The sequence below is a fragment of the Vibrio cincinnatiensis DSM 19608 genome, assembly GCF_900167345.1.
GTDB lineage: Bacteria > Pseudomonadota > Gammaproteobacteria > Enterobacterales > Vibrionaceae > Vibrio > Vibrio cincinnatiensis.
The window spans coordinates 13,675-36,275 of sequence record NZ_FUXB01000010.1 but is presented as its reverse complement, the minus strand read 5'-3'; the positions used below and the strand labels follow the sequence as shown (position 1 = coordinate 36,275).

21 protein-coding genes are annotated in these 22,601 nt (G+C 43.4%); 2 read left to right on the top strand and 19 right to left on the bottom strand.

The annotated features are described in order from the left end of the window. Positions 1–41: 41 nt before the first annotated feature. From B5D54_RS10410 to B5D54_RS10320, 19 genes are all read right to left on the bottom strand, one after another. Positions 42–1,085 carry a rod shape-determining protein gene (locus B5D54_RS10410; protein WP_078926493.1) on the bottom strand — a complete coding sequence of 348 codons (1,044 nt, stop codon included), beginning with the start codon at positions 1,083–1,085 and terminating at the stop codon, positions 42–44. Between the two features lie 211 nt (positions 1,086–1,296). Continuing rightward, a complete protein-coding gene (locus B5D54_RS10405) occupies positions 1,297–4,839 on the bottom strand; it encodes a DUF6701 domain-containing protein (RefSeq protein WP_078926492.1) in 3,543 nt (1,180 codons plus the stop codon). Between the two features lie 6 nt (positions 4,840–4,845). After that, the gene (locus B5D54_RS10400; protein ID WP_078926491.1) at positions 4,846–5,280 is read right to left on the bottom strand and encodes an MSHA biogenesis protein MshP; all 435 of its coding nucleotides are present in this window, start codon (positions 5,278–5,280) and stop codon (positions 4,846–4,848) included. Next, entirely contained in the window at positions 5,270–5,974 is a 705-nt protein-coding gene (locus B5D54_RS10395; RefSeq protein ID WP_078926490.1) for a PilW family protein, read from the bottom strand. Before B5D54_RS10395 ends, B5D54_RS10400 begins: the two co-directional genes overlap by 11 nt. Next, on the bottom strand, positions 5,974–6,531 hold the full coding sequence (locus tag B5D54_RS10390) for a type IV pilus modification PilV family protein (RefSeq protein ID WP_078926489.1): 558 nt from the start codon (positions 6,529–6,531) through the stop codon (positions 5,974–5,976). Before B5D54_RS10390 ends, B5D54_RS10395 begins: the two co-directional genes overlap by 1 nt. Further along, positions 6,531–7,034 carry a prepilin-type N-terminal cleavage/methylation domain-containing protein gene (locus B5D54_RS10385; RefSeq protein ID WP_078926488.1) on the bottom strand — a complete coding sequence of 168 codons (504 nt, stop codon included), beginning with the start codon at positions 7,032–7,034 and terminating at the stop codon, positions 6,531–6,533. The genes B5D54_RS10390 and B5D54_RS10385 overlap by 1 nt, the downstream gene beginning before the upstream one ends. Before the next feature lie 224 nt (positions 7,035–7,258). Next, positions 7,259–7,717, bottom strand: a complete 459-nt coding sequence (locus tag B5D54_RS10380) for a type II secretion system protein (protein WP_078926487.1) — start codon at positions 7,715–7,717, stop codon at positions 7,259–7,261. A gap of 35 nt (positions 7,718–7,752) precedes the next feature. Further along, positions 7,753–8,322: a prepilin-type N-terminal cleavage/methylation domain-containing protein gene (locus B5D54_RS10375; RefSeq protein WP_078926486.1), complete on the bottom strand. Its 570-nt coding sequence runs from the start codon at positions 8,320–8,322 to the stop codon at positions 7,753–7,755. Between the two features lie 59 nt (positions 8,323–8,381). After that, on the bottom strand, positions 8,382–8,843 hold the full coding sequence (locus B5D54_RS10370; RefSeq protein ID WP_078926485.1) for a hypothetical protein: 462 nt from the start codon (positions 8,841–8,843) through the stop codon (positions 8,382–8,384). A 5-nt stretch (positions 8,844–8,848) separates the two neighbouring features. Continuing rightward, the gene (locus tag B5D54_RS10365) at positions 8,849–10,069 is read right to left on the bottom strand and encodes a type II secretion system F family protein (protein ID WP_078926484.1); all 1,221 of its coding nucleotides are present in this window, start codon (positions 10,067–10,069) and stop codon (positions 8,849–8,851) included. 15 nt (positions 10,070–10,084) lie between these two features. After that, entirely contained in the window at positions 10,085–11,809 is a 1,725-nt protein-coding gene (mshE, locus tag B5D54_RS10360) for an MSHA fimbrial ATPase MshE (protein WP_078926483.1), read from the bottom strand. Further along, the gene (locus B5D54_RS10355; RefSeq protein WP_078926482.1) at positions 11,799–12,851 is read right to left on the bottom strand and encodes a tetratricopeptide repeat protein; all 1,053 of its coding nucleotides are present in this window, start codon (positions 12,849–12,851) and stop codon (positions 11,799–11,801) included. The genes mshE and B5D54_RS10355 overlap by 11 nt, the downstream gene beginning before the upstream one ends. Further along, the gene (locus B5D54_RS10350) at positions 12,848–13,693 is read right to left on the bottom strand and encodes an ExeA family protein (RefSeq protein WP_078926481.1); all 846 of its coding nucleotides are present in this window, start codon (positions 13,691–13,693) and stop codon (positions 12,848–12,850) included. Before B5D54_RS10350 ends, B5D54_RS10355 begins: the two co-directional genes overlap by 4 nt. A 21-nt stretch (positions 13,694–13,714) precedes the next feature. Then, positions 13,715–15,340 carry a pilus (MSHA type) biogenesis protein MshL gene (mshL, locus tag B5D54_RS10345; protein WP_078926480.1) on the bottom strand — a complete coding sequence of 542 codons (1,626 nt, stop codon included), beginning with the start codon at positions 15,338–15,340 and terminating at the stop codon, positions 13,715–13,717. Positions 15,341–15,352: 12 nt separating this feature from the next. Further along, positions 15,353–15,637, bottom strand: a complete 285-nt coding sequence (locus B5D54_RS10340; RefSeq protein WP_115174067.1) for an MSHA biogenesis protein MshK — start codon at positions 15,635–15,637, stop codon at positions 15,353–15,355. A gap of 16 nt (positions 15,638–15,653) precedes the next feature. Continuing rightward, complete coding sequence (locus B5D54_RS10335) at positions 15,654–16,307, bottom strand: type II secretion system protein GspM (RefSeq protein WP_078926608.1); 654 nt, start codon at positions 16,305–16,307, stop codon at positions 15,654–15,656. Beyond that, complete coding sequence (locus B5D54_RS10330; RefSeq protein WP_078926478.1) at positions 16,307–17,752, bottom strand: MSHA biogenesis protein MshI; 1,446 nt, start codon at positions 17,750–17,752, stop codon at positions 16,307–16,309. Before B5D54_RS10330 ends, B5D54_RS10335 begins: the two co-directional genes overlap by 1 nt. 6 nt (positions 17,753–17,758) lie before the next feature. After that, positions 17,759–19,753 carry an RNase E specificity factor CsrD gene (gene csrD, locus B5D54_RS10325; protein ID WP_078926477.1) on the bottom strand — a complete coding sequence of 665 codons (1,995 nt, stop codon included), beginning with the start codon at positions 19,751–19,753 and terminating at the stop codon, positions 17,759–17,761. 179 nt (positions 19,754–19,932) lie between these two features. Further along, positions 19,933–20,457, bottom strand: coding sequence for a single-stranded DNA-binding protein (locus B5D54_RS10320; protein WP_078926476.1), 525 nt, complete (start codon positions 20,455–20,457; stop codon positions 19,933–19,935). Between the two features lie 286 nt (positions 20,458–20,743). Between B5D54_RS10320 and B5D54_RS10315 the strand changes: the two genes are divergently transcribed. Both B5D54_RS10315 and galU read left to right on the top strand, forming a co-directional pair. Beyond that, entirely contained in the window at positions 20,744–21,394 is a 651-nt protein-coding gene (locus tag B5D54_RS10315) for a LuxR C-terminal-related transcriptional regulator (RefSeq protein ID WP_078926475.1), read from the top strand. Positions 21,395–21,634: 240 nt separating this feature from the next. Then, the gene (galU, locus tag B5D54_RS10310) at positions 21,635–22,504 is read left to right on the top strand and encodes a UTP--glucose-1-phosphate uridylyltransferase GalU (protein ID WP_078926474.1); all 870 of its coding nucleotides are present in this window, start codon (positions 21,635–21,637) and stop codon (positions 22,502–22,504) included. The last annotated feature ends 97 nt before the right edge of the window (positions 22,505–22,601 follow it).

Below are 22,601 nucleotides of genomic sequence, written 5' to 3'. Positions count from 1 at the left end.
CCAGATTTGTATTCTGGCACGGTTACCATGCCAGAAAGCCATTATTCGTCGCTAAACAGATCGCCGCCATGCATATCGATCATTTCTAAAGCTTTACCACCACCGCGAGCAACACAAGTTAATGGATCTTCAGCAATCACCACAGGAATTCCCGTTTCTTCGGTTAATAGACGATCAAGCTCTTTCAATAACGCGCCACCGCCAGTCAACACCATGCCATTTTCAGAGATATCCGAAGCCAGCTCTGGTGGGCATTGTTCTAAGGCAACCATCACCGCAGACACAATGCCTGTTAATGGCTCTTGTAAGGCTTCTAAAATTTCGTTGGAGTTCAATGTAAAGCTGCGAGGCACCCCTTCAGCAAGGTTACGGCCACGGACTTCAATTTCCAACACTTCATCGCCCGGATAAGCGGAACCGATTTCATGTTTGATCTTCTCTGCGGTCGCTTCGCCGATCAAGCTGCCGTAGTTACGACGAACATAGTTGATGATCGCTTCATCAAAACGGTCACCACCGATACGTACCGAAGAAGAGTACACCACCCCATTGAGTGAGATAACCGCTACTTCTGTGGTACCACCACCGATATCGATCACCATCGAACCGGTCGGCTCTGACACACGCAACCCAGCACCAATGGCAGCGGCCATCGGTTCATCAATCAAATACACTTCACGAGCTCCAGCTCCCAGTGCAGATTCACGAATGGCACGACGCTCAACCTGGGTTGAACCACAAGGGACACACACCAAAACCCGTGGGCTGGGTTTCAGTACACTATTGTCATGCACTTGACGAATAAAGTGCTGAAGCATTTTTTCGGTAACATAAAAATCGGCGATAACGCCGTCTTTCATAGGACGAATAGCAGAAATATTACCCGGTGTACGACCAAGCATTTGCTTCGCCGCATGTCCGACTGCGGCAACCGTTTTACCACCACGGCCTTTATCTTGGCGAATAGCAACAACGGAAGGCTCATCAAGAACAATACCTTGTCCTTTTACGTATATAAGTGTGTTGGCTGTACCTAAATCAATCGATAGGTCATTGGAAAACATGCCACGAAGTTTTTTGAACATGATCTTCGTTCGTCCTGCAAGATGAATAAAATGAAAATTGCACTAAATGTACCAACGCCTTGCAATCACAGCAAGGCGTTGATCCATAAACATGGAGGAAAACCCGTAATTTCTAACAGATTTCTAACTTGAGTAGAAAAATGCGGGCTTAGATTGGTCCATTCTAAGCCCTTGTGAGTAAATTCGATAGTCTAATTATATTAGAAATCAGCTAGTGGCCTGTTAATCCCGGCTCACCACGAAAAATAACCCGATCATTACCCCGGAAAATACCAAAAGTGACCACCGCCGAAGGATCTTCATCACCTTTTGCTCGCCAGTTATAACGAAGCCAAGGCTGTTTTAAATATCCAGAGGGGCACTCAATCGATGTCTCACCTACCTGAGCCGATTGCTGCTGACTGTCATCATTCGTATCATCATCATCAAGGCGTAGCCAGAAACGAACTTGCTCTCGAATATTTTCTGTCGTTGAAGAAGGTGTTGCAGAAATCGCTGAACTTTCTCCTTGGCTAACCTTACCCGCCTCCCCAGAAAGCGTTGAAGTGGAAACATTACCTGAATAAGACCAAATCATTTGTTTACAGATCAAATTCTCATCCGTAGAAAATGTCGAGCCGTTATCTTGAGTATTGGTCACAAAACGACTCCCTTGCCAAAACTCAACACGAAGCGGGACAGCAATCGGCTCAACGGAAGTGCCGCCCACATCCATTAGTCGCATACGTCCATAGCGTGCTGGCGGTTGATCAGGAAAGGTTAAATCAAGAGAATTACAACCTTCGCTACATTGAGATTCCGAACGAGAATCGACCGGATCCACCGCAGCTATTACCGTAAAACCAAATGCGGTCGAAGAAGATTGAAAATCCGAAGTATTATATGGCCCATCCACTATAGAAACTTGATGACCGCTCTCTAATGATGCTTGATAAGCCCGTTGAAAAACCGCATTGCTATCATCTAAATACCATTGAGAAGTCTCCTCTTTACTTCCCCAACTGCCTAATTCAGTGTCTAAAACTAATCGCCCTTTCCTATCATCATCTTCTAACAATGAGATCGTCGCTTGTAATAATGGATTAAAACGATGGTAGTTTTGTACCGTATCCCCATTTCCACCTAACGCATAAGGGGTAATAGCCAACTCAGCACTATCATAAGGCTGTGATAGATAAGCGATATTATTCTGGGCAGCTAAAGACCATTGCGATTGGGTAATCTTAAAGTAGGCAGGGTAGAAACGACCAATATTGCGATAACCTTGGTTGACCGTCATATCAAGATATTTATCCTCAATATCAGTATTTATCCGCAAGACGCCCACCTCGTCCCAAGCCAAATTATGAAAAGGCAAGTAACTGCTATCTACACCATCACGGTTAGTCAACTGCAAAGAACCACTCAATGCTCCATTATTACCATCCTCTGGTTCCGCGACGTTATGAGTTAATAAAACCTTCGCTTTTAGGGAAGCGTCCGTAGCAAAAAAGTTTTGTGTCACGGGTGAGCTACAATAGGCAGACGTTTCGATTTCGCGGTCTCCCACTTGTGGATCGCTGTTATCACCAGAACTGCTCACCCAGCGTAGTGGGCGAATATGTAAATCAAATGGGCTGCCAGCCGAGGTAAACCCCACACTATTTCTATCCTCAATATTGCCATCCATGCTCTTACCATCGGAAGAACAGATCGCAAAAGTCCACGGACGAGAATAGACCGTAAAGCTACCTTGTAATGGACCGCCACCTTCTATCGGACAATTAGAATTGCTACAGTCAAAATTTGTATCCGTCATGGTCACGGTACGAATACCCGACTCTTCCATCACGAGCTTCTGACTATCGGCGGTAACATTGCCAGCATTAAAATTCGGTGAAAATGTCACATTGCCTACGCCATTAAGTGGAGCTTGCCACTCACTGGTCACTGTAGGCTGACCGTTGTAGCCGATATCAATAACCTTATCATCGGTATCGCATCCAAGGACTTTCACTGCTACATTTTCAGGCTTGTTGGCAATAACATACTGATCTTCTGCCGCAAATTTATAAGGGACAAAGTGATAAGTTGCCGAAACAGAATGGCTATTACCTTTCGGGTTTAATTGAGCGATCACCTCCACATCTTGGCTCCCCTGACTGGTGAGTTTAAGCGTCAATTGACCATTGACAGGCCGATAGTTACCCGTTACATCCCCTTTTATAGGATAACTCGGTGAGCTTAACGATTTCACAGTGACATCGATCGTATCGTTATAATCATAAGCAATGTGCTCACCATTTTTAACAGTGAGAGTGATATTTAATCCAGGGTCTTCACATAGCAAAGCATAATAATCATCGGTATCCATTGTTAATGTATATTCATCGTCATCAATTGCATCACTATTACATCCTTTACCAGGATAATATTCAATGGAAGCACCAGCCGTTACGCTAATCTCATTAGCAATTACAGCGCCTCTTAAAACCACACCACCAGTTAATGTCACTTTACGATGGCTAAAAATATTTGTACAGCTGGTAGCTGAACCACTCATATTAAAACTGGCATTATTTCCTTCATCATCATCCAACACAATGAAACTAACTCTCGAATCCTCTTCTTTACCTGCCCCACTTGCATCTACTTTATTAGAAATAATGTGTACGGAATCCTCATATTTGAAATTATTACTTGAACTACCATTATCATATCTCTTAATATAATAAACTCCCTTATCCATATAAACATTATTCACCCCCCCTGAAAGATTAAAATCATCTAATATAAAATTACTGCGATTCCTTTCACCAAGCCAGTTAATTTCGGCACCATTTGCAACTAATTCACCAACAAAAAAACCGCCATCTTTTATAGTAAATGATGAACCGTTGTGATTAAATTTATTTACAAAAAAAATTGTATTTTTAATATAGATAGATAATTTATCATTATAATTTGTGATAAGCTCCCCTACTTGTAAATTTTCCGCCTCAACAGTAAGGTTAGAGTCATTAGCTAGTGATAACTTATTAAACTCATAATTACCATTATATAATGCAATATCAACACCACTTAAACTTGGAGTATTTGAATAAAGTTTCCTCGCATATGAAATTATTTTTATTCGAGAATCTCCACCCCAAGAGTTCGTTTCTATATTCTCAATTTCAAAATCAGAACCTTCAGGAAGAATTAGTTTAACATCGTTGGTTAATGATAGTTTTTTAATAAGATAACTACCTTCTTTTAATATAAAAAAACCAGAACCAGTAATACTTATAGATTTATAATTATCCGGTTCTAAATTAATGAGATAAGCATCATTTTCACTATTACCGCCCGACATATTATTAAATAATTCGTTTTTCGATGAGGAATTAACTTTAAAACTAACTTCGGGTACAACACCTGCTTTTTCAGAATAACTAGGAATAGAATTTAGCTGTAATAGTTCAACTTCAGAGGAGTTTGTACAATGATAACCACTAGGATTAGAACCTTTATTTCCGACATAACATAAATTTTCATATTGAGGGGTTATTACTGTTTTCATACGGGCAGAAATTTGATTATCAGAAGTGATATCACCAGAGGAAAACCCATAAATACTTGATCCTCCTGTAATTTCCAACGAACCTTTATCTGCAGTCACCCAAGTCTGAACTGGCTTTGTAAAAAGACCATTTAAAAACTCAAATCCATCATCAGAGTATGCTAGTGATATATGAGTGAATAGTAATAAAAAATATATTATCTTTTTATACATTATTTTTTACTCCTTAACCACGATATCTTGCACACGTTCAACTTGATATTGCTCACTGCCACAGATCACTCGACTTTCCAATTTATACAGTTTCTGATTATTTAACTCGCCTAAAAATTGGCACTGGCTTGTCCCTCGACAGCCTTCATATTGGTTGATTAACGCCTCAGCCTCACTAATCGATGACACGGCCCCCGTTTCCGAGGGACATAACGAACTAAATGCACTAGAGCGTGACAATGGATAAACCAAAGTTAATGCCAGCTCATTAGATGAATGAGCCGCAAACCAAGCTTTGGTGCCGAGCAAGTCTCGTGACAATGCATCATGGTTTGACCATTCAAGGCGTGTTAAAGCGGAAGCGAGAAATCCCATCACCACTAAGACAAAAATGGCGACAATGTACAGATTACCCGCCTGCTTTTGGATTTTAGGGAACATTTAATACCTGCGCATCTTGTTCAAAATGGCTTGATTCGCCATTTTGGCTAAATGTCAAAGCGAGATGGACGATACCACCACGCTGTAAAGTCGGTTGATCGTAATCAAAGGCCGCACTCTCGATATTATCCGTGACTTTGACATATTCCCCATTGGCTTGTTGACGAGAAACCGTGGTGCCTTGCTTACAATAAGTCACTTTATCTTGATAAATATAAAATCGATTGGCGACAGATTGGCTATCTAACGGGCGGTTCAGGGTTAATGTGGTACTGCTACCGGCTAAGCTTGGAATTGCACGATTGGCCCCCGTTAAATCATCCTGAGAACTCGGGTTTATCACCATATTTAGCCCAGAAAAATTGATGTTGGGCTCTTTACTATTGCCCACGATAAATTCTAGCTTTTTATCATCTGCATCATCTAAAGCGTAATATCCCGAATAGACAATGGGAAAGAAAGAAAGGCAATTGCCTCCACTTTCTAATGAAATACTATTAGGGACGGCATGACGGATCTCTCGGGTAATTTTTTCCAATACGAACTTGGCTTGGGTTTGTAAACGCTGCCGATTGACCGTATCCACATAGCCCTTACTGCCTAATTCCACAAAGCCGGCAATAGCCAAAACTAAGATGGATCCCACAATCATGGTTAATACCATTTCGATTAAGGTAAAGCCCTTTTTTTTCATCAATAATTCCCCCGATAAGCGACAAGGGGAAAACGGCCATATCGACCCACATCAATATCCAGTTGAATACGCTTGAGGTTTGTCGGGGTGCTTGAAGTCTGAAAATCGCTATCGACATAATCAACCGTCACAAACACCGTAAAGTGCGTGTAATTCGCCGCAATATCCGCACCAAGAATGTTCACCAGTGAATCAACCGGAGTCATTCCCTGGCAAGACTGAGGCGTATCGCCATACCAACAACCGATATAATCATCCACATCATTAAAGGTATCCGGTAAAGTTTCACCACCGTCTCGTCCTAAGACATCACTACAAGAAACGTCTTCTCCACAACGTTTCTTTCCACCATCAAAATCACTGTTGTGATCAAAACCACGTGCCAAAATTTGGCTCAATAAGCTCTGCCCTAAATGCGCCGCTCGAGTTTGATAATGAGGAGTGGCGGAACGCTCGATCTGTGGGTATAAAAAGCTAATTAAAGTCACCATCGCTATAGCAATAATCACCATGGCGACAATACTTTCAATCAAGGTAAAGCCTTGCTGGCGAGACATTAACACTCTCCTTGTTTGGCAATATAGCCTTGGGCATTAATACACACCCCAGCGCGACTGGATGGAGAAGTAATGGTGATAATAACATCACCGAGCGGTTGATTACTTTCGCTCACCGGGTTGCCCAACAAATCAAATAAAACGGTCTCATTGCTGAGGGAAGGAGAAAGAGAAAATGTCAGGTTTTCTTCACGAAGTACATCGCTACGACGAGTATCCTGATCAGCCGAAAGTTGGCAGGCTGCGACTGAGCCCAAACAAGATTGACTGACCATTAAACGATAATGACCATTTTCCGCTAAGCTTGATAAATTAGATTGCATTCGATTGACTTGAATTTGCCGAATAATAGAGATGGCTTGCTCTTGGGCAACATAAGCAGAAAGCGAATCTTTCCCTAAATAACGGCTGGCGGCATAAGCAGAAATAATCGATATCAGCAGAATAACAACGATCAGCTCCACTAAGGTAAAACCGCTGACTTGACGCTTTATCGGTTGCATTACGGACTCCGCTTGAATTGGGAAAATATTCTATAAGAAATAGAACAGAGAAAAACGCCTCTCCATTAACTTCAGGATATTCTGACAACAAAGGCCAGCAAAGCTGGCCTCAAAATAAAAACTAAACCTCACCGTCATCGAGGCACGGAAAAGCTGGGATTCCATAAGATCAAGGCCGTTAATCGATTCCCAGCTATCGCTCTTTGTCTAAAGAATGCTATAGATTAACAACCACCATCGTCAGGAATCGTTAATTCTGTTGATGCTGCTTCAGATACAGCTGTACCAGTTGCTTGGCGATAAGTAACATAACATTTTGCCGATGCTACATCTTTATCCTTAAATGTAATAACAAAATCAGAACCTGAAACTTTAGCTTCCCAATCACTCTTTAACCCAACAACAGCCTCACCAATACCTGCAGCAGTCGCTGTTGGGTAACCATATGCGGTTTTAATACCATCAACCTCGTCGTCAGATTCTGTTTCTTTTCCTTGTACAGCCGCCTTGCCATAAACGATACCAGTAGCCCCATCAATCGCGCCTTTTAAACCTTGCAAAGAGGCTTTACGAGCATCATCTTGCAGGTTTAAAAAGCGCGGCGCGGCGGTGACCGCCAAAATACCTAAAATTACAATCACGACCACTAATTCGATTAGGGTGAAACCGCCTTGTTTTTTCATCGTTACTCTCTCTTTAATATCAAAAATCCATCGGATTAATTTAAGGTGACCGTGACACGGCCGGTTTTTAGTTCATAAACAAATTGATGCGCACTATTTCCTTCTTGCTGGATATAAGTGCAGGTCCAATCTGAGCCATTCGCCTGAGCGGTATAGCGCAGGTTATCATTACTGTTCCCCCCTGCGGCAGCCACTTGTGGCGGGTTTTGCAGTAAATTTTCCATTAAATCCACACACTGTTGATCCGTCATACTGGTTGGGAAACTGCCACCATTATTCAGAGCGACTGGGTAACCATCACGAAACCCCGTTTCAGCACCACTACTATCTTTTGAATGTGTGAGCCAAAATTCCACTCCGTCATAGTCAACCGTGTTGTATTTTTGCCCCCCTGCAGACACCGATGGGCGCGCTTTGGCTTCCCATTGAGCGCGAGCAGACAAAACGCCGGTTGCAAAACCACCGGCAACCCCTTCAATACTGGCTTTTTTTGCTTCATCCGCCACATCAAGAAAACGCGGTAGTGCTGCAACGGCAAGCAAGCCGACCACAACAATAACGATCACTAACTCGACCAAGGAGAAACCCGATTGTTTTTTACTCATTACTTACCTACTTTTTGGGGATATTATAAGGTGTTCCCTACCAATAACGCTGAGCATCCCTACAAATTATCATCCGTTCTCATATCTGAGACAATTGATGTAAATCTGTTGTTTTGTAACATAATTATGAGCGATAGATCCTGATTGTAGCTCAATTGACAGTGATAACCTTCAGGGACTTTTTGCTCTTCAACTCTCAGTGTTTGGCCAAGAAGCATTTGTTCAGGATATAGCCAGTTTAAAACCTGAGGGCAGCGCTGGCCATCGACAGAATTGGGCAATACCCAGCCAAAATCGGAAAATGTTACCTCTTCTCCCTGCCATAACAACTGCTGAGGCTGGCCTTGCAATAACCACTGCTGTTTATAGTCATTCGCACGTTCAATAATTTCACGATTAGCCAGCACCAGTGCCGTACGCTCTAACTCTTTTTGTATCGGAGGCCAAGCACGCAATAAACTAACTAACAGTATGCCGATCACCACCAGCCAAACCATTAATCGAGCGCGCTTGATCATCATTCACCCTACCCTTTGATGGCATCCAGCATGCCCCACATAGGTAAGAAGATGCCCAATGCTAAGATAAGCACCATCCCCGCGACGATCACCAACAAAATAGGCTCAATCCGTGCGGTTAGCGTTTTGAGATCATAATCCACTTCACGGTCATAAAAATCCGCGACCTCAAGCAATAACTCATCAATACGCCCAGTCTCCTCACCCACAGCGATCATTTGAATCACTAAGGGAGTAAAAACATCCGCATTCATCGCCGTGACTGATACGCTGCTACCGGCCTCAATCTCACCTTTCATTTTCAATAAGCGAGACTCTAAAAACTTATTTTCTAGCGCTTCGGCTGAAAGCGCCAAAGACTGGTTCAAAGGCACACCAGATTTCAGCATAAGAGAGAAAGTACGAGAAAAACGTGCTAACTGAGCCCGATTTACAATGCCACCAACAATAGGCATTCTTAACCGAAATTTATCCCATTTTTCTCGGCCCTTCGGTGTCCCTAACCAAGATCGAAAAGCAAAGATCCCCCCCACAATAGCGCCGATAATCGCCATCCAATAATTGACAAAAAAGTTCGACATGCCAATCAAGATCCGTGTGGGCAAGGGAAGCTCAACACCGAACCGGTTAAACATCGTGGCAAATTGTGGGATCACTTTGATGTTTAAGATAAACATCGCAATGCCAATAAAGCTGATCACAAAAGTAGGATAACGCATTGCGGTTTTTATTCGCTTACGAGTTTCTACTTCTTGTTCATAGTAATTTGCCAGTTGCAATAAAGCTTGATCCAAGCGACCTGTATTTTCACCCACATTGATCATCGACACAAAAAGTGGACTAAAGACCTGAGGGTGCATCTGCATAGACGCTGACAACCCACGGCCATTGGTAAGCTCGCCAGCCACGTCTTCCAACGCTTGTTGCAACTGTTTATTGGTGCAGTTTTGAGTCAGCCCTCGCATTGATCGCAATAAAGGTACGCCCGCTTTGGTTAAGCTGTACATCTGGCGACAGAAAATCACTAACACTTCAAGTGGCACTGCGGGTGCAAACCAAGCCTTCCAATCCATTTGAGGAGCGCTGACGGATTTTTTAGCTACGATAGACGTCGGAATCACCCCTTGGCTCAATAAAGTTTCCGCCGCCATGTCTTCACTGGGGGCATCCACACTTCCTGATGCTTTACTGCCATCGGCGTTTCGGCCTAGGTATTGATAGCTTGGCATATTCTTTCCTATTACCTACAAGTAAATGGGTTGGGCTGCGCCGGACGCGTCCCCTTCACCAAGTGCCATCACTTCATCCAAACTCACCACCCCTTGCAGTGCCAGTTCCATCGCAGAAGCCAACAACGGTTTGTAATTCTTTGACGAACGTGCAGCATGAGCAAAACCTAACGTATCATTCGCCCGTAGAGAATCCATCATAGACTGCTCAAGTTCTAGCATTTCAAACACACCAATTCGACCTCGGTATCCGGTCAGGTTACAGCTCTGGCAACCTCGACCATGGACAAACTGCCCAGAAACTTGATTGGGGAAACGTACTGCCAGCCATTGTTGACGAGCATCGTCGAGTACATCATCGGTTTTACAATCTGGGCAAACTTTACGAATTAAGCGCTGAGCGATCACCGCTCTCACCGCACTCGCAACTAAATAGCCGGGGGCGCCCATATCAATCAGACGCAGAGCACTATCGACCGCATCATTGGTGTGCAATGTGCTGAGTACTAAGTGCCCCGTTAATGCTGCACGCAAGCCAATTTCAGCCGTCTCTTGATCGCGCATCTCCCCCACCAGAATAATATCTGGATCTTGACGCAAGAATGTCCGCAACAAGGTTGAGAAATCGAGGCCAATTTTCGGGTTAACCTGCACTTGGTTTAAACGCGAGATCCGATATTCAACGGGATCTTCTGCGGTAATAATTTTCTTACCCGCTTCATTTAATTCTGAAAGGGCACCATACAGTGTCGTGGTTTTACCTGACCCCGTTGGGCCTGTGACCAAAATCATGCCATGTGGGCGTTTAAGCTGTCGTCTCAGCCGTTGCAGTAAGTCATCTGGAATGCCGGACTCTTCTAATTTACGAATACCACTGGTCTGGTTCAGTAAACGCATCACCACAGATTCGCCATACTGTACAGGCATCGTAGAAAGACGAATATCGACCGATTGGCCTTTTGCCCTGACGTTAAAGCGTCCATCTTGTGGTAAACGTTTTTCAGAAATATCCAAGTTTGCCATCAGCTTCAAACGTAAAACTAATGCGGACGCAATGTTAACTTCATTGAGCAAGGTTTCATGCAATACCCCATCAATACGCTGACGAAGACGCAGGAGATTAGCATCTGGCTCAATATGAATATCCGAAGCGCCGACTTGAATGGCATCTTCAAACAAGGAATTAATCAGCTTAACCACCGTCACATCATCGGATTCATCACCCGCAATACTGTAGTCAAACGCTTCCGTCTCTTGGTGCTCAGCTTGCAGTTGCTCTGCAAACGATGCTATCTCTTTGGTTCGACGGTAATAACGGTCAAAGGCATCAACCAGTTGCTTCTCTGGTGCAATAACATATTCAAACTGATAGTTAGGCAATTGAGTCAGTAAGGATTCTTGCGCGAAAAGATCCGCAGGATCGCTCATCACAATCCGCAACACGTCCCCGTTACGCCCAATCACTAATGCGCGCAAACGACGAGCATGAACTTCAGGCAACAGCTGTACAGCATCAATATCAATGTGGGCACGGTTCAAATCAATCAAAGGCAGTGATAACTGCTGAGATAAAAAGGCTAACATTTGCTGTTCGGTCAAAAAACCCAACTCGATCAGTGTGCCGCCTAATTTACTTCCCGTCTGCTTTTGGGCAACCAGTGCTTGCTCAACTTGTTGCTCAGTGATGATGCCTTCTTCAACCAGAAGGTCCCCCAGCCGTTTTCTTAACTTAATTTGCACCTTGGCTCTCCTCTTGACGTGTTAGCAATTGTAAACGCTCACGAATAAAGGCATGGGACTGAGCCGATAGCCCTACTTTCGTTAATGCCACTTGATAAGAGGTTTTCGCTTCGTTATGCATGAAAGCCCGTTCTTGTTGAATAGCCAGCCCAAGCCACCAACGCCCATTATTGATCTCTTTTTCTGTTAATAATTGATAACTTTCCAAGGCAATATCATTGTATTTGTTCCTTTGGGCTAATGCAGCGCGCAAAGAAAGGTATTCAACAGAAGCCGCATCGGGAACGTAGTCTAATGGTGATAAGGCCGCTTCATTCTGGCCTTCTTTCACTAATAATTTCGCTAATGCAATGCGTAGCGTTTCACCATCATGATTCAATTCAACGCCTCGCTGTAACAATTCAAACGCTTTTCGAACGTCGCCTTTCCCGTAATAAAGGGCCGCTAATTGTTGTCGAACTTGCTCATTTTGTGGGGTATAGCGCAGCGCTTCGCTGTAAGCACTCACGGCGCGGTTAAAATCATTACTGTCTAACGCTTTATTCGCACGAGAAACCGCTTTATTTGACAACTCTTGTGGCGTCAGCTCAACGTGTTCAACCACCATCGCTTTCGCAGGCTCGCTAGGCGCAGAAGGCGCTGACGTTGATGCCAAGGTCACCGATTTTGATGCCGGAGTCGGAGCAGCAACCGAGGCTAATTGAATCTCTGGTGGTATAACCGCTGTATTGGATCCTTCTACAACTGGAGCTAAGCGATACAGCGCCACTTCGGGAATCTGGATATTTTGGGTGGGTGAATAAAACGCATTAGACATCATTGGCGATGTCATCGGTGTATCCAGTACCACACTCGACATCACATCACTGGCTTGCTGAGAAACAGCCCAGCCCCCCACCGCTAAACTAAGACCAAAACCGCCAACCACCCAAACCCAGGCTGGACGAGATTTAACCGCGGCCACATCGGCTCTTTCAATATGATCGAGTGTTTTGCCCTGTTTCGAAACTAATTGTGACAGTGCTTGATTAACGACACTCATTGATTGCTCCATCCCCATAAAAGAGGCTGTTTAAATTTAGGTTTGCAGGTATCAAACGTATCGTGAATGGCATGGTATAAATGCACGTTAGATACTTCATGCTGCTGAGCATAAAACGCGAGCAGCAAAGCCTTATGGCAGACTTGGTTTAATAAGCGAGGAATACCTTTACTGGCTCGCCATACCGCTTTTTTCTGTTGATGACTGAACAACGCTTTTTCCACGCCAGATTTACATAATCGATTATCAATATAGGCTACCGCTTCTGAAACCGATAACGGTCTTAACTGAGCACTAAAAGTGATACGCTGACGAAACTGCCTTAGATGGTGTTGAGCCAAACGCTCATCGAGTTCAGGCTGACCAAGTAATACCATCTGTAATAACTTACTCTGTTCGGTTTCCAAGTTGCCAAATAAGCGTAAAGTTTCCAAGGCATCATCCGATAACGCTTGCGCTTCATCCACCATTGCCACCACTCGCTTTCCTTGAAAATGCCACGCCATTAATCGAGACTGAATCGCCTCAATCAACTGAGTTTCCGCCACCGAGGATAAATTGAGCTCCGTTGCAACCGCTCGCCGCAGTTCCATACCCGATAACGCAGGATTAGGCAGATAAATCCACTGAATATCCTCATTTAAATGAGTCAGTAACATTCTGCACACCATGGTTTTTCCCGTTCCCACTTCACCGGTCACTTTGATCATGCCCTCTCCCATCGCAATCGCAGCACTCACCATTTGAATCGCTTCATAGTGGGGAGCTAAGCCAAGAAAGAGGGTGGTATCCGGTGTTAAATGAAACGGAAACTGCTCAAAACCATAATGTGTCAGATACATAACCGTTTTTATTCCCCTCTCTTATTCAGCATCAGGGAACCACTCTTGCAGTAAATCTCGTGAACGCTCTAACTCTTTTTGCCAGGTATTCACCCCCACTACGGTCGGTTTTAGCAAAATCACCAGCTCCGTTTTTTCCGTCAGTTCGGTAGTGTTACGAAAGAGGTGTCCTAAAACTGGAATATCTCCCAGAAAGGGAACTTTGGAGACTCGGTTATTGGTACTGGTTTTCATTAACCCACCAATCACGACTACGTCCCCATCTTGTGCTCGAATCACTGAATCAGACTCACGGATGGAACTTCGTGCCAGTGGTAAGGTATACAACTCAGAACCAAACTGTATCTCCTTGGTTTGCTGCTCAACCTCAATGACAGAAGGATGAACATGCAATAAAACATTCCCCTTATCATCAATTTGTGGTGTCACATCTAAAGAGATACCTGAGAAAAAAGGCGTCAGCTCAATATCAGGAGAAGCATTAGAATTATCACCATTTCCAACCACACTGGTTAAATCCGTCACATAATATTCATCGGTCCCTACTTTGATGACCGCTTTTTGATTATTTGCAGCGGTAACCCGGGGGCTAGACAGAACATTCAAATCCCCTTGTGTGGCCATAAAGTTTAAAACAGATTCAAAACTTCCATCTGAAATCGTAATGTTGGTTTGCCCACCCAGCAGTGAACCGATGGAATCTAGCCCAGGTAAACTCGTGTTACCAACTCGATTAAGTACGATCTTTCCATTACTTATCGACATATTGGACCAATTGATCCCTTGCTGATAACCATCCGTTAACGTCACTTCCAATATTTTGGCTTCTAAAATGACCTGACGGTGCATACGTTGCTGTGACATATCAAGAAACTGGCGAACTTCCCGAATTTCATCAGGATACGCTCTCAATGTCAGAATACCGGCTTGAGGGCTCACCACCACACTTTGCCCAGCGCCTGAGCCAATGAGGTTAGCAACCGCTTTTTCTAACTGAGGCCAAAAATCGCTTTCATTTAATGTCTCAATTTCTGTGCCGCCTCGAGTTGAAGAACTATTACTCGAACTCGCATTGTTCGAACTGCTACGACGAGAACTTGAGGAGGAAGTATTATTCGTACGATTATCCGTGTTAGTGACCGTACCAGTGGTGATCGACGTTAATGAACGTCCACTACGCTTGAATTGTAGATAATCCACAGGAATAGAAACCGTACGTAGGCCAGATGGGTAGACTTGAATCACCTTACCCACTTTTTCAACTTCATAGCCATACAAATCACGAACCACATTCAAGGCTTCATCTAAAGTGACATTCGATAAATTGACGGTAATACGCCCTTCAACCGCAGGGTGAATGGCTGCACTAAATTCGCTATTCTTCACTAAGCTGGCAAAAAAAGCTTTTGCCTCAACATCCTGAGCTTGAATACGAAAACGTTGAACCGATGGGAACGAATCTTGAGCGGGTTCATTCAGATCAGGCATCAGATCCGCTTCAACCGAAGCGGGGAGTTCATCGAGTGATCGGCTGTTGGCTTCGTTGATCGACTGATTGAGTGATTCTTTTATCTCGACCGGATCTCGGTGCCCCATTGAACATCCCACCAAAGCGGCCACAATGACACCGATAACAATTTTACGCATAACTCTCATACCTTAATTTTTGATGTCCAGTGAGAAAAGCTGAAGTTCCCAACGCTGTTTGCCACGTACCAAGGTAACGTCTGACTCGGTTATTTGAGAAACTCGATAGCCTTGAATACTTGCTCCGATCGACACCATTTGATCATTCAATATTGCGTAGCATTGTTGCTGACACACGATACTTTGTAACTTAGGCAACGGCGCGGGACGCACCTTTGTCGCTGAGGGCGCACGCCATCCTAACGGAGCGGTTGGATCTTGTGTTGCCGAAACCGTCTGGCTTAGCAGAAGTAACATGATTAGTAACGTTGTTTTACCCACCAATAAACTCCTTACGCGAGCCCAATGTATAGACTTCTAACACCAATGTTGCTTGTGGATATTGCACCACTTGGTAGTGAAAACGCCGCCAATAATAGTTAACAGGCAAATTTTCTAAAGCGGCTAAATAATCACGAATCGCAAAGTAATTACCCGTAAGTTCAATTCTGACTGGATGAACAAAATACTGACTGGTATTAGCGCCCTCTTCTTGTGGCGGATTAATCGGCTCTGCGGGTAATGATGCCAAGCTAACCAATTTCAATTTATTACTCTTATCTAATACATCTTGTAGCACTTGCGCCATTTGTGAAGGTGACACTAAGGTTTCCATCACTTCATCAAGCCGAGCGGTAAGTTGCTGATTCTGCGATTGTAGCTGCGCTAACTCGATATCGATTTCTGCATCCGGGTTTTTACTCAATTCATGTTGTAGCTGTTGAATGGCCATTTTCATGCTTTGATTCGAGGATTGATAATTTGAAAGCTGACGAGATTGTCGTTGATGGTTCGCCAGTAAAGGATCGATCAACACCATTTGTAATGACATCACAACGAGCACGAAACCACAGCCAGCGATCAACCATTTTTCACGTATCGAACGCTGATTAAAGAGTTGACTTAATTCTTTCCAACGCTGTTTCATCATTTCGCCTCTTGCTTCGTTTTCAGCTCAAAGGTCACGATATCATTCTCATCTCGTCCAATAATTAGCCGCTCAAAACTCCGGCCGACTAAATGTAATTCTTGTTGAAACTGTTCAACCCAATAGGGGATGACTTTCGCTTCACGAGCTAAGCCTTTAATATCAAATCGTTGAGGATCAATCTCGATCTGAGTTAACGAAATATCTCTACGGGCCAGTTTGGCTAACGCTTCCATCACACCGGAGTACCCTTCACGTTGAGCGTGATCAAACTGATTGATCGAATTTAATGATGCCTGCTGAGCGGTAATTTCTTTTTTCATCCTCGCGGCAGCCGCTACTTTATGTGAGGATGGAAGATGTCGTGCTTTTTGTGCTTTCAGGGTATTCAACTGTACTGAAAGGGTTTCAGATTCCTGCTCAGCCACTTTGATTTGCTCATCTAGCTTCATCACTTGATACTGGTACACTGCGGCCACCGCCAGCATAAGCACCATCACTCCCACCAAAACCGAGCTTACGGTAGTCAGAGAAAAATAATCTTTCTTTGGCTTCAAATGGCTCTGATAAAAATTTACAGCATCAAGAGGTACGCTCTGAGCATAGTGAGCCAGCACCACACCCGATAGAGGTTGAGGCTCTTCTTCTGCCAGTGTGCTGACTTTGACATTTAAGCGCTCATTTAATGCCACCACAAGTTCAGCATGATCTTCACCATCACAGCACACTTTGAGTTGATGAAGTGCCACCCCTTTTAGCTGTGAAGACAAATAATCAATCGAGCGCTGTAATTCCAACGCTAAACTATCAAGCTGTAATCCAGCAGTAGCAACCCCTGTAATAGGCGCAACCACACCTCGCAACGTTCGTTGAAAATAACAACGCTGCTCCACAAAGGCATCCAATTTAAAACTGCCCGCGTTATTGCGCTGTAGCAATAAAAATTGGGTTAAAGGTGCCGAACAATTTGCCCAAACTTCTTGTTCTGGCAAGACTCGCCCTAATTGACAACCCAAATTTTTCAGTGATTCAGCTATCTCTAAAATGACTTTCTTGGTAATGACATAAGCTTGAACTTTATTATTACCGCTAAGAGGATAAGCGTCCGCGACCACTTCGGTTGGCTTCTCATTAATTAAATCTTTCAGCAAGAAAGGCAGTGCCGCCGGCCATTCTTCTTGGGCAATATTTGGTCTATCTATCTGATAACTTTGATAAAGCTGAGAATGTAAAACTAGGTCAACCACCACTCCTTTCACATTGGCCGAGTTCAAAGCATGAATAAGAGCCTGTGACCAGTTAATATCAGCAAGAGGGTAACGTTCAGGTAAAACTAAAGCATCTTCTGATGAAAAATAAATAGCATCAGGTTGAATGACAGCGAAGAGCGAATGACTGTTATCCTTCTTGCCGATCATTTTTTTTATCAAGGCATCAATTTTCATTTATTACTACTTCGTCCGCCATCGGTTTCTTTTACCAGGCTTAACATGGGGCGGATTGCTTGAAGGGAAAGGAACCGACAAAGGTTGCTCTGCGTCAAACAACCGTCCTTGAACGCCATTAACACCCAAAGAGAGTAAGCATTGCCACTCTGCTTCATTTTCAACTCCAACCGCAATCACTTGAGTTGGAGTACCACTACAAACCCCAATCAGACTGCGTACAAACAGTTGATTTTCATGGCGTTGGTGAATGTTCTTGATCAAACTTCGATGAAGTTTGAGGTAATCAATACGTAAATCTTTAATATAGTGAGTCGTCACTATCGTACGCCCAGCTTGCCCCACCACTAACTGACATCCTAAGCCGCGGATCATCTTCATGACAGGGCGCATATAATCTAAATGCTGAACTAATCGTCCTTCAGCAAACTCAAAAGAAAGCCTTGAGCGCAAAGCACTAGGTAATTGCATTAATTCATTGCGAAACCATCGCCAATACATCTTATCGGAAAAAGGAACAACATGGAGATTAACCGAATAGCACTCTGTTGTTTGTTCATTTCGGATCAATTCTAGAGTACGAATGAACACCGCACGATCAAGAACCATTTCATATCCCACTGTTTCTACAGCAGAAATAAACCGAGAAGCTTTGAGTAAACCTTGATCTGAATCGTAAATACGCGCAAAAAGTTCATAATGCACTAATGTTAAGTCATTCGATGCAGTAATTAAATAGCACGCCTGTCGGAATAAACTGATTTTTTCAGGAAGAAGAATTTGATCAAACAAGGTTCGCCATCGAACACTACCTCGTTCATCCTCCACCCGTGCCACTTTATTAAAACGACTCCAAGCATTTCCGCCTTGCATCTGGGCACTACGTAAAGCGGTTTCAACTTCATCGATGATTCGACCTCGTCGCTCCCCTTCCTGATACATACTCATACCAATATGAACCCAGTTATCACGATCAAGAGGAAGAGGCGGTATAATTTTTTCGATAAATTTCAGAGATTGACTTGCCACATGAGCGACTTCTTTTGAATTTTGATGAGGCATGAATATCGCAAAGACCGACTCATAGTAACGAGATAAAATCACATCTGGATAGCGAGCAATAATATTGGAAAGACACTCCCCCACTTCCACGACTAAATCATCGGCAATTCGTTTACCCAACTCCTCTCTCAGCAACTCTAGTTCATCAAGTCGTATCATAATGACACCACCACGAGCTCCACTTTCCAATAAACCGGACTCTAATTTACTGTCAAACAACACGCGGTTAGCGGATCCGGTTAATTGGTCAAGAAACGTTTGGCTACGAATAAATCCATCAAAACGACTTCGTTCTTGCCGAGCATCTTGTAATTCTTCGATTAAAGAATCCATCGCCTTACTGGCTGTGTAAGGCCACTCTCGCTCATCACCTTTGGCATACTGTTCAACTCTTCCAGCGAGAATCATTCGCCCTCGCTCTTCAAGCAATTCTGAGCCCAGAAGTTGTTCTTTCAACCATTTAACACCTTGCACTAAACAAAAAATGATCAAGGCGACAGCTAAAGAAATTGACCCCATCGTCCCCATTGAGTAGCTATAGCTGAAATAAGGGGGGACAGCCTTGAAATGTATTGTATATCCGTGATGACGAGATAAAGAAAAGTCAGCATGATATAAACGATCAAGAGCAATCCGGGATGAGGGATCAGTGAAACTGTAAACAACCCCAGCCTCAGAAGAGAGCTGCATTTCTACAATATTCGAGGCTTGTAACATTTTAGGTATCCAACGTTGCATTGAATCCACAGCTTCAGGATCGCCTAGCTCTTTATCCACCACCTCCACAATATTACTGAGGTAGTGATTCAAATACTCTTGCCCCATCTTCTGAAAAGAGAGAGTTCCCCCGAGAAAAAGAATAAACATCGCACTTGTTACGATCAAAGTAACAAAAGCGGCTAGACGTGTACTCAGCTTAAGAGTTGGGGTATAGCGCATGAAACTGAATTTCCTTTTCACCCACCGATTAAGAAAACGGAACTAATATACCACTGAGCATGGTTAAAAAGATAAACAAACTCGCTGCATAAGCAACAATTATATAACCAACATAATAAATCACTTGTTCAATATATAAAAAAGCCGCGGAATACGCGGCTTTTTTTACAAATAAATGACTAGAATGGGATGTCGTCGTCAAAATCCATTGGTGGTTCATTGTATTGAGGCTGAGAAGCCGCAGGCTGTTGCGGTGGTCGAGAAGAATGAGCCGCCGGCTGCTGTGGCTGCCCCCAGTTACTTTGTTGACCTTGATTCATGCCACCTTGTGCTGGAGAACCACTTTGTTGACCTCGATTGCCTAAGATCTGAGCTTCACCTGTTGGCCAACGAACGACAACCTCAGTGGTGTATCTCTCTTGGCCTTGCTGGTCTTGCCATTTACGAGTTTGTAGTTGTCCATCAATATAGACTTGTGTGCCTTTTTTGGCATATTCACCAATAAATTCAGCGGTTTTACCAAATACAGAGACACGATGCCATTCTGTTTTTTCACGTTGTTCGCCGGTCGCTTTATCACGCCAAGTTTCTGAAGTTGCCACAGTCAAGTTGACCATCGCATCGCCACTCGGCATATAGCGAACCTCTGGATCTTGGCCTAAGTTGCCGATCAAGATAACTTTGTTCACACCACGGGTTGCCATTATTTGCTCCGTTTACCATCTTTCGATTTAGAAATAGTCTGTAAGAATACCATGCTTTCTTATCAGTACCAATCACCTGTCTAAGTGTGCCAATTCGCCTTCATATCATCGATAGGCCGTATCGATTTTTTTCGGCCACTCTCACTTTTTTAAGTTTTGATAAAAGTCTTAATTACTTTTCACATTGAAAGACTACGCAAAACAAAAATTCAAGTTTCGCATCAAACCTTATTTTTCGGCATGGTTAGCACCCTATTCAATCTTTGCCGTACTCAAGGACGCAGTCATGCCAAGATCAAATTATACAAGAACCATCTACTACCTTACTTTAGATGAGAAAGCCGCTACCCCAAAAATTCTCAGTCAAGCAATAGAACAACTTGCTATCCCTATTCCAAAAATTGAACCAGAACAACTCGTCAATCTTTATCAGCACTCAAAACACAAAATTTTACTCTTTGATTTTCAGGAACACGAACAAATTCGGCAACGTCTTGCCCCCTTAAAACTAACGAGTTCACATCTGGAAATCATTCTATTTAATGTAGATAAACGTTTACATACAGATACGTTGTTAAGTTTTGGCCATCTGAAAGGCGTTTTTTATCAAACAGAAACGTCAGCTAACTTAACAAATGGGCTAGCAGAAATTATCAATGGGCAAAATTGGTTGCCACGCCATGTCTCTAACCAATTGTTACACTATTACCGTTACATTTTTCAAGAGCATCAAATTAAAGCAACGATTAATCTAACCGCAAGAGAACTTCAGATTTTACGCTGCTTACAAACAGGAGCCTCCAATATGCTCATTGCAGAAAGCTTATTCATTAGCGAATTTACGGTAAAATCCCACCTATACCAAATATTTAAGAAAATATCGGTTAAAAACCGAACCCAAGCAATTGCGTGGGCTAATCAACGTATCTTGTCTTAATGAGCCAATCAGCACATTTTCAGCCAACAAGGTCGAGAATGTGCTAAAGACTCAAAACAGAACATGGTAAAGTTACAGCACTTTTGTCATTCATGACTCAACATAGACAGACTTAACGGTACGCGATGTTGTCACATTGGTTTTATAACCGAGGCACAATACGACCAACAAATTCTCCCTATGCAATAAGGGTTACCGTAATTTCTTCTATTAATAATTCATAACAACAGGGCTTTTACTATGATCAAAAAATGCCTTTTCCCGGCAGCTGGCTATGGCACCCGTTTTCTCCCCGCCACCAAATCCATGCCAAAGGAAATGATGCCTGTCGTCAATAAACCGCTGATTGAATATGGCGTCGAAGAAGCGATTCAAGCGGGAATGACTGGCATGTGTATTGTGACAGGGCGAGGCAAGCACGCCATCATGGATCACTTCGATATGAACTATGAATTGGAACATCAGATTCGTGGTACCAACAAAGAAGAGCTGTTGGTGGACATTCGACAAATTATTGAAACAGCGCAATTTACCTATATTCGTCAGCGTGAAATGAAAGGCTTAGGTCACGCCATACTAACCGGGCGAGAATTAGTGGGCGACGAACCGTTTGCCGTCGTATTGGCGGATGATTTATGCGTTAATGAGCAGCAAGGCGTTCTGACGCAAATGGTGGCGCTTTATAAACAATTTCGTTGTTCGATTGTGGCTGTGCAAGAAGTTCCTGCTGATGAAACCCATAAATATGGTGTGATAGCGGGAGAAATGATTAAAGACGATCTCTTCCGTGTCGATGATATGGTCGAAAAGCCAGAACCGGGTACTGCACCAAGCAACTTAGCCATCATTGGTCGCTATATTCTTACGCCTGATATTTTTGAGCTGATTGAGCAGACCGAGCCTGGCAAAGGTGGAGAAATTCAAATTACGGATGCCTTGCTAAAACAGGCCAAAGCGGGATGTGTTCTTGCCTATAAATTTAAAGGGAAACGTTTTGATTGTGGAAGTGTAGAAGGCTACATTGAAGCGACAAACTACTGCTACGAACATTTATATCAACAAAATGAACAGCAAGTCACGCTGGCAAAACAATCGACAACAAAGTCTTAGTGATTCACCTCCCTGTAAATAATGCCACCCACTGGGTGGTATTATTTTTTACTGTTTTTTTATCCAGTGGTTCTTTGCACACATCTCACTCTATGTA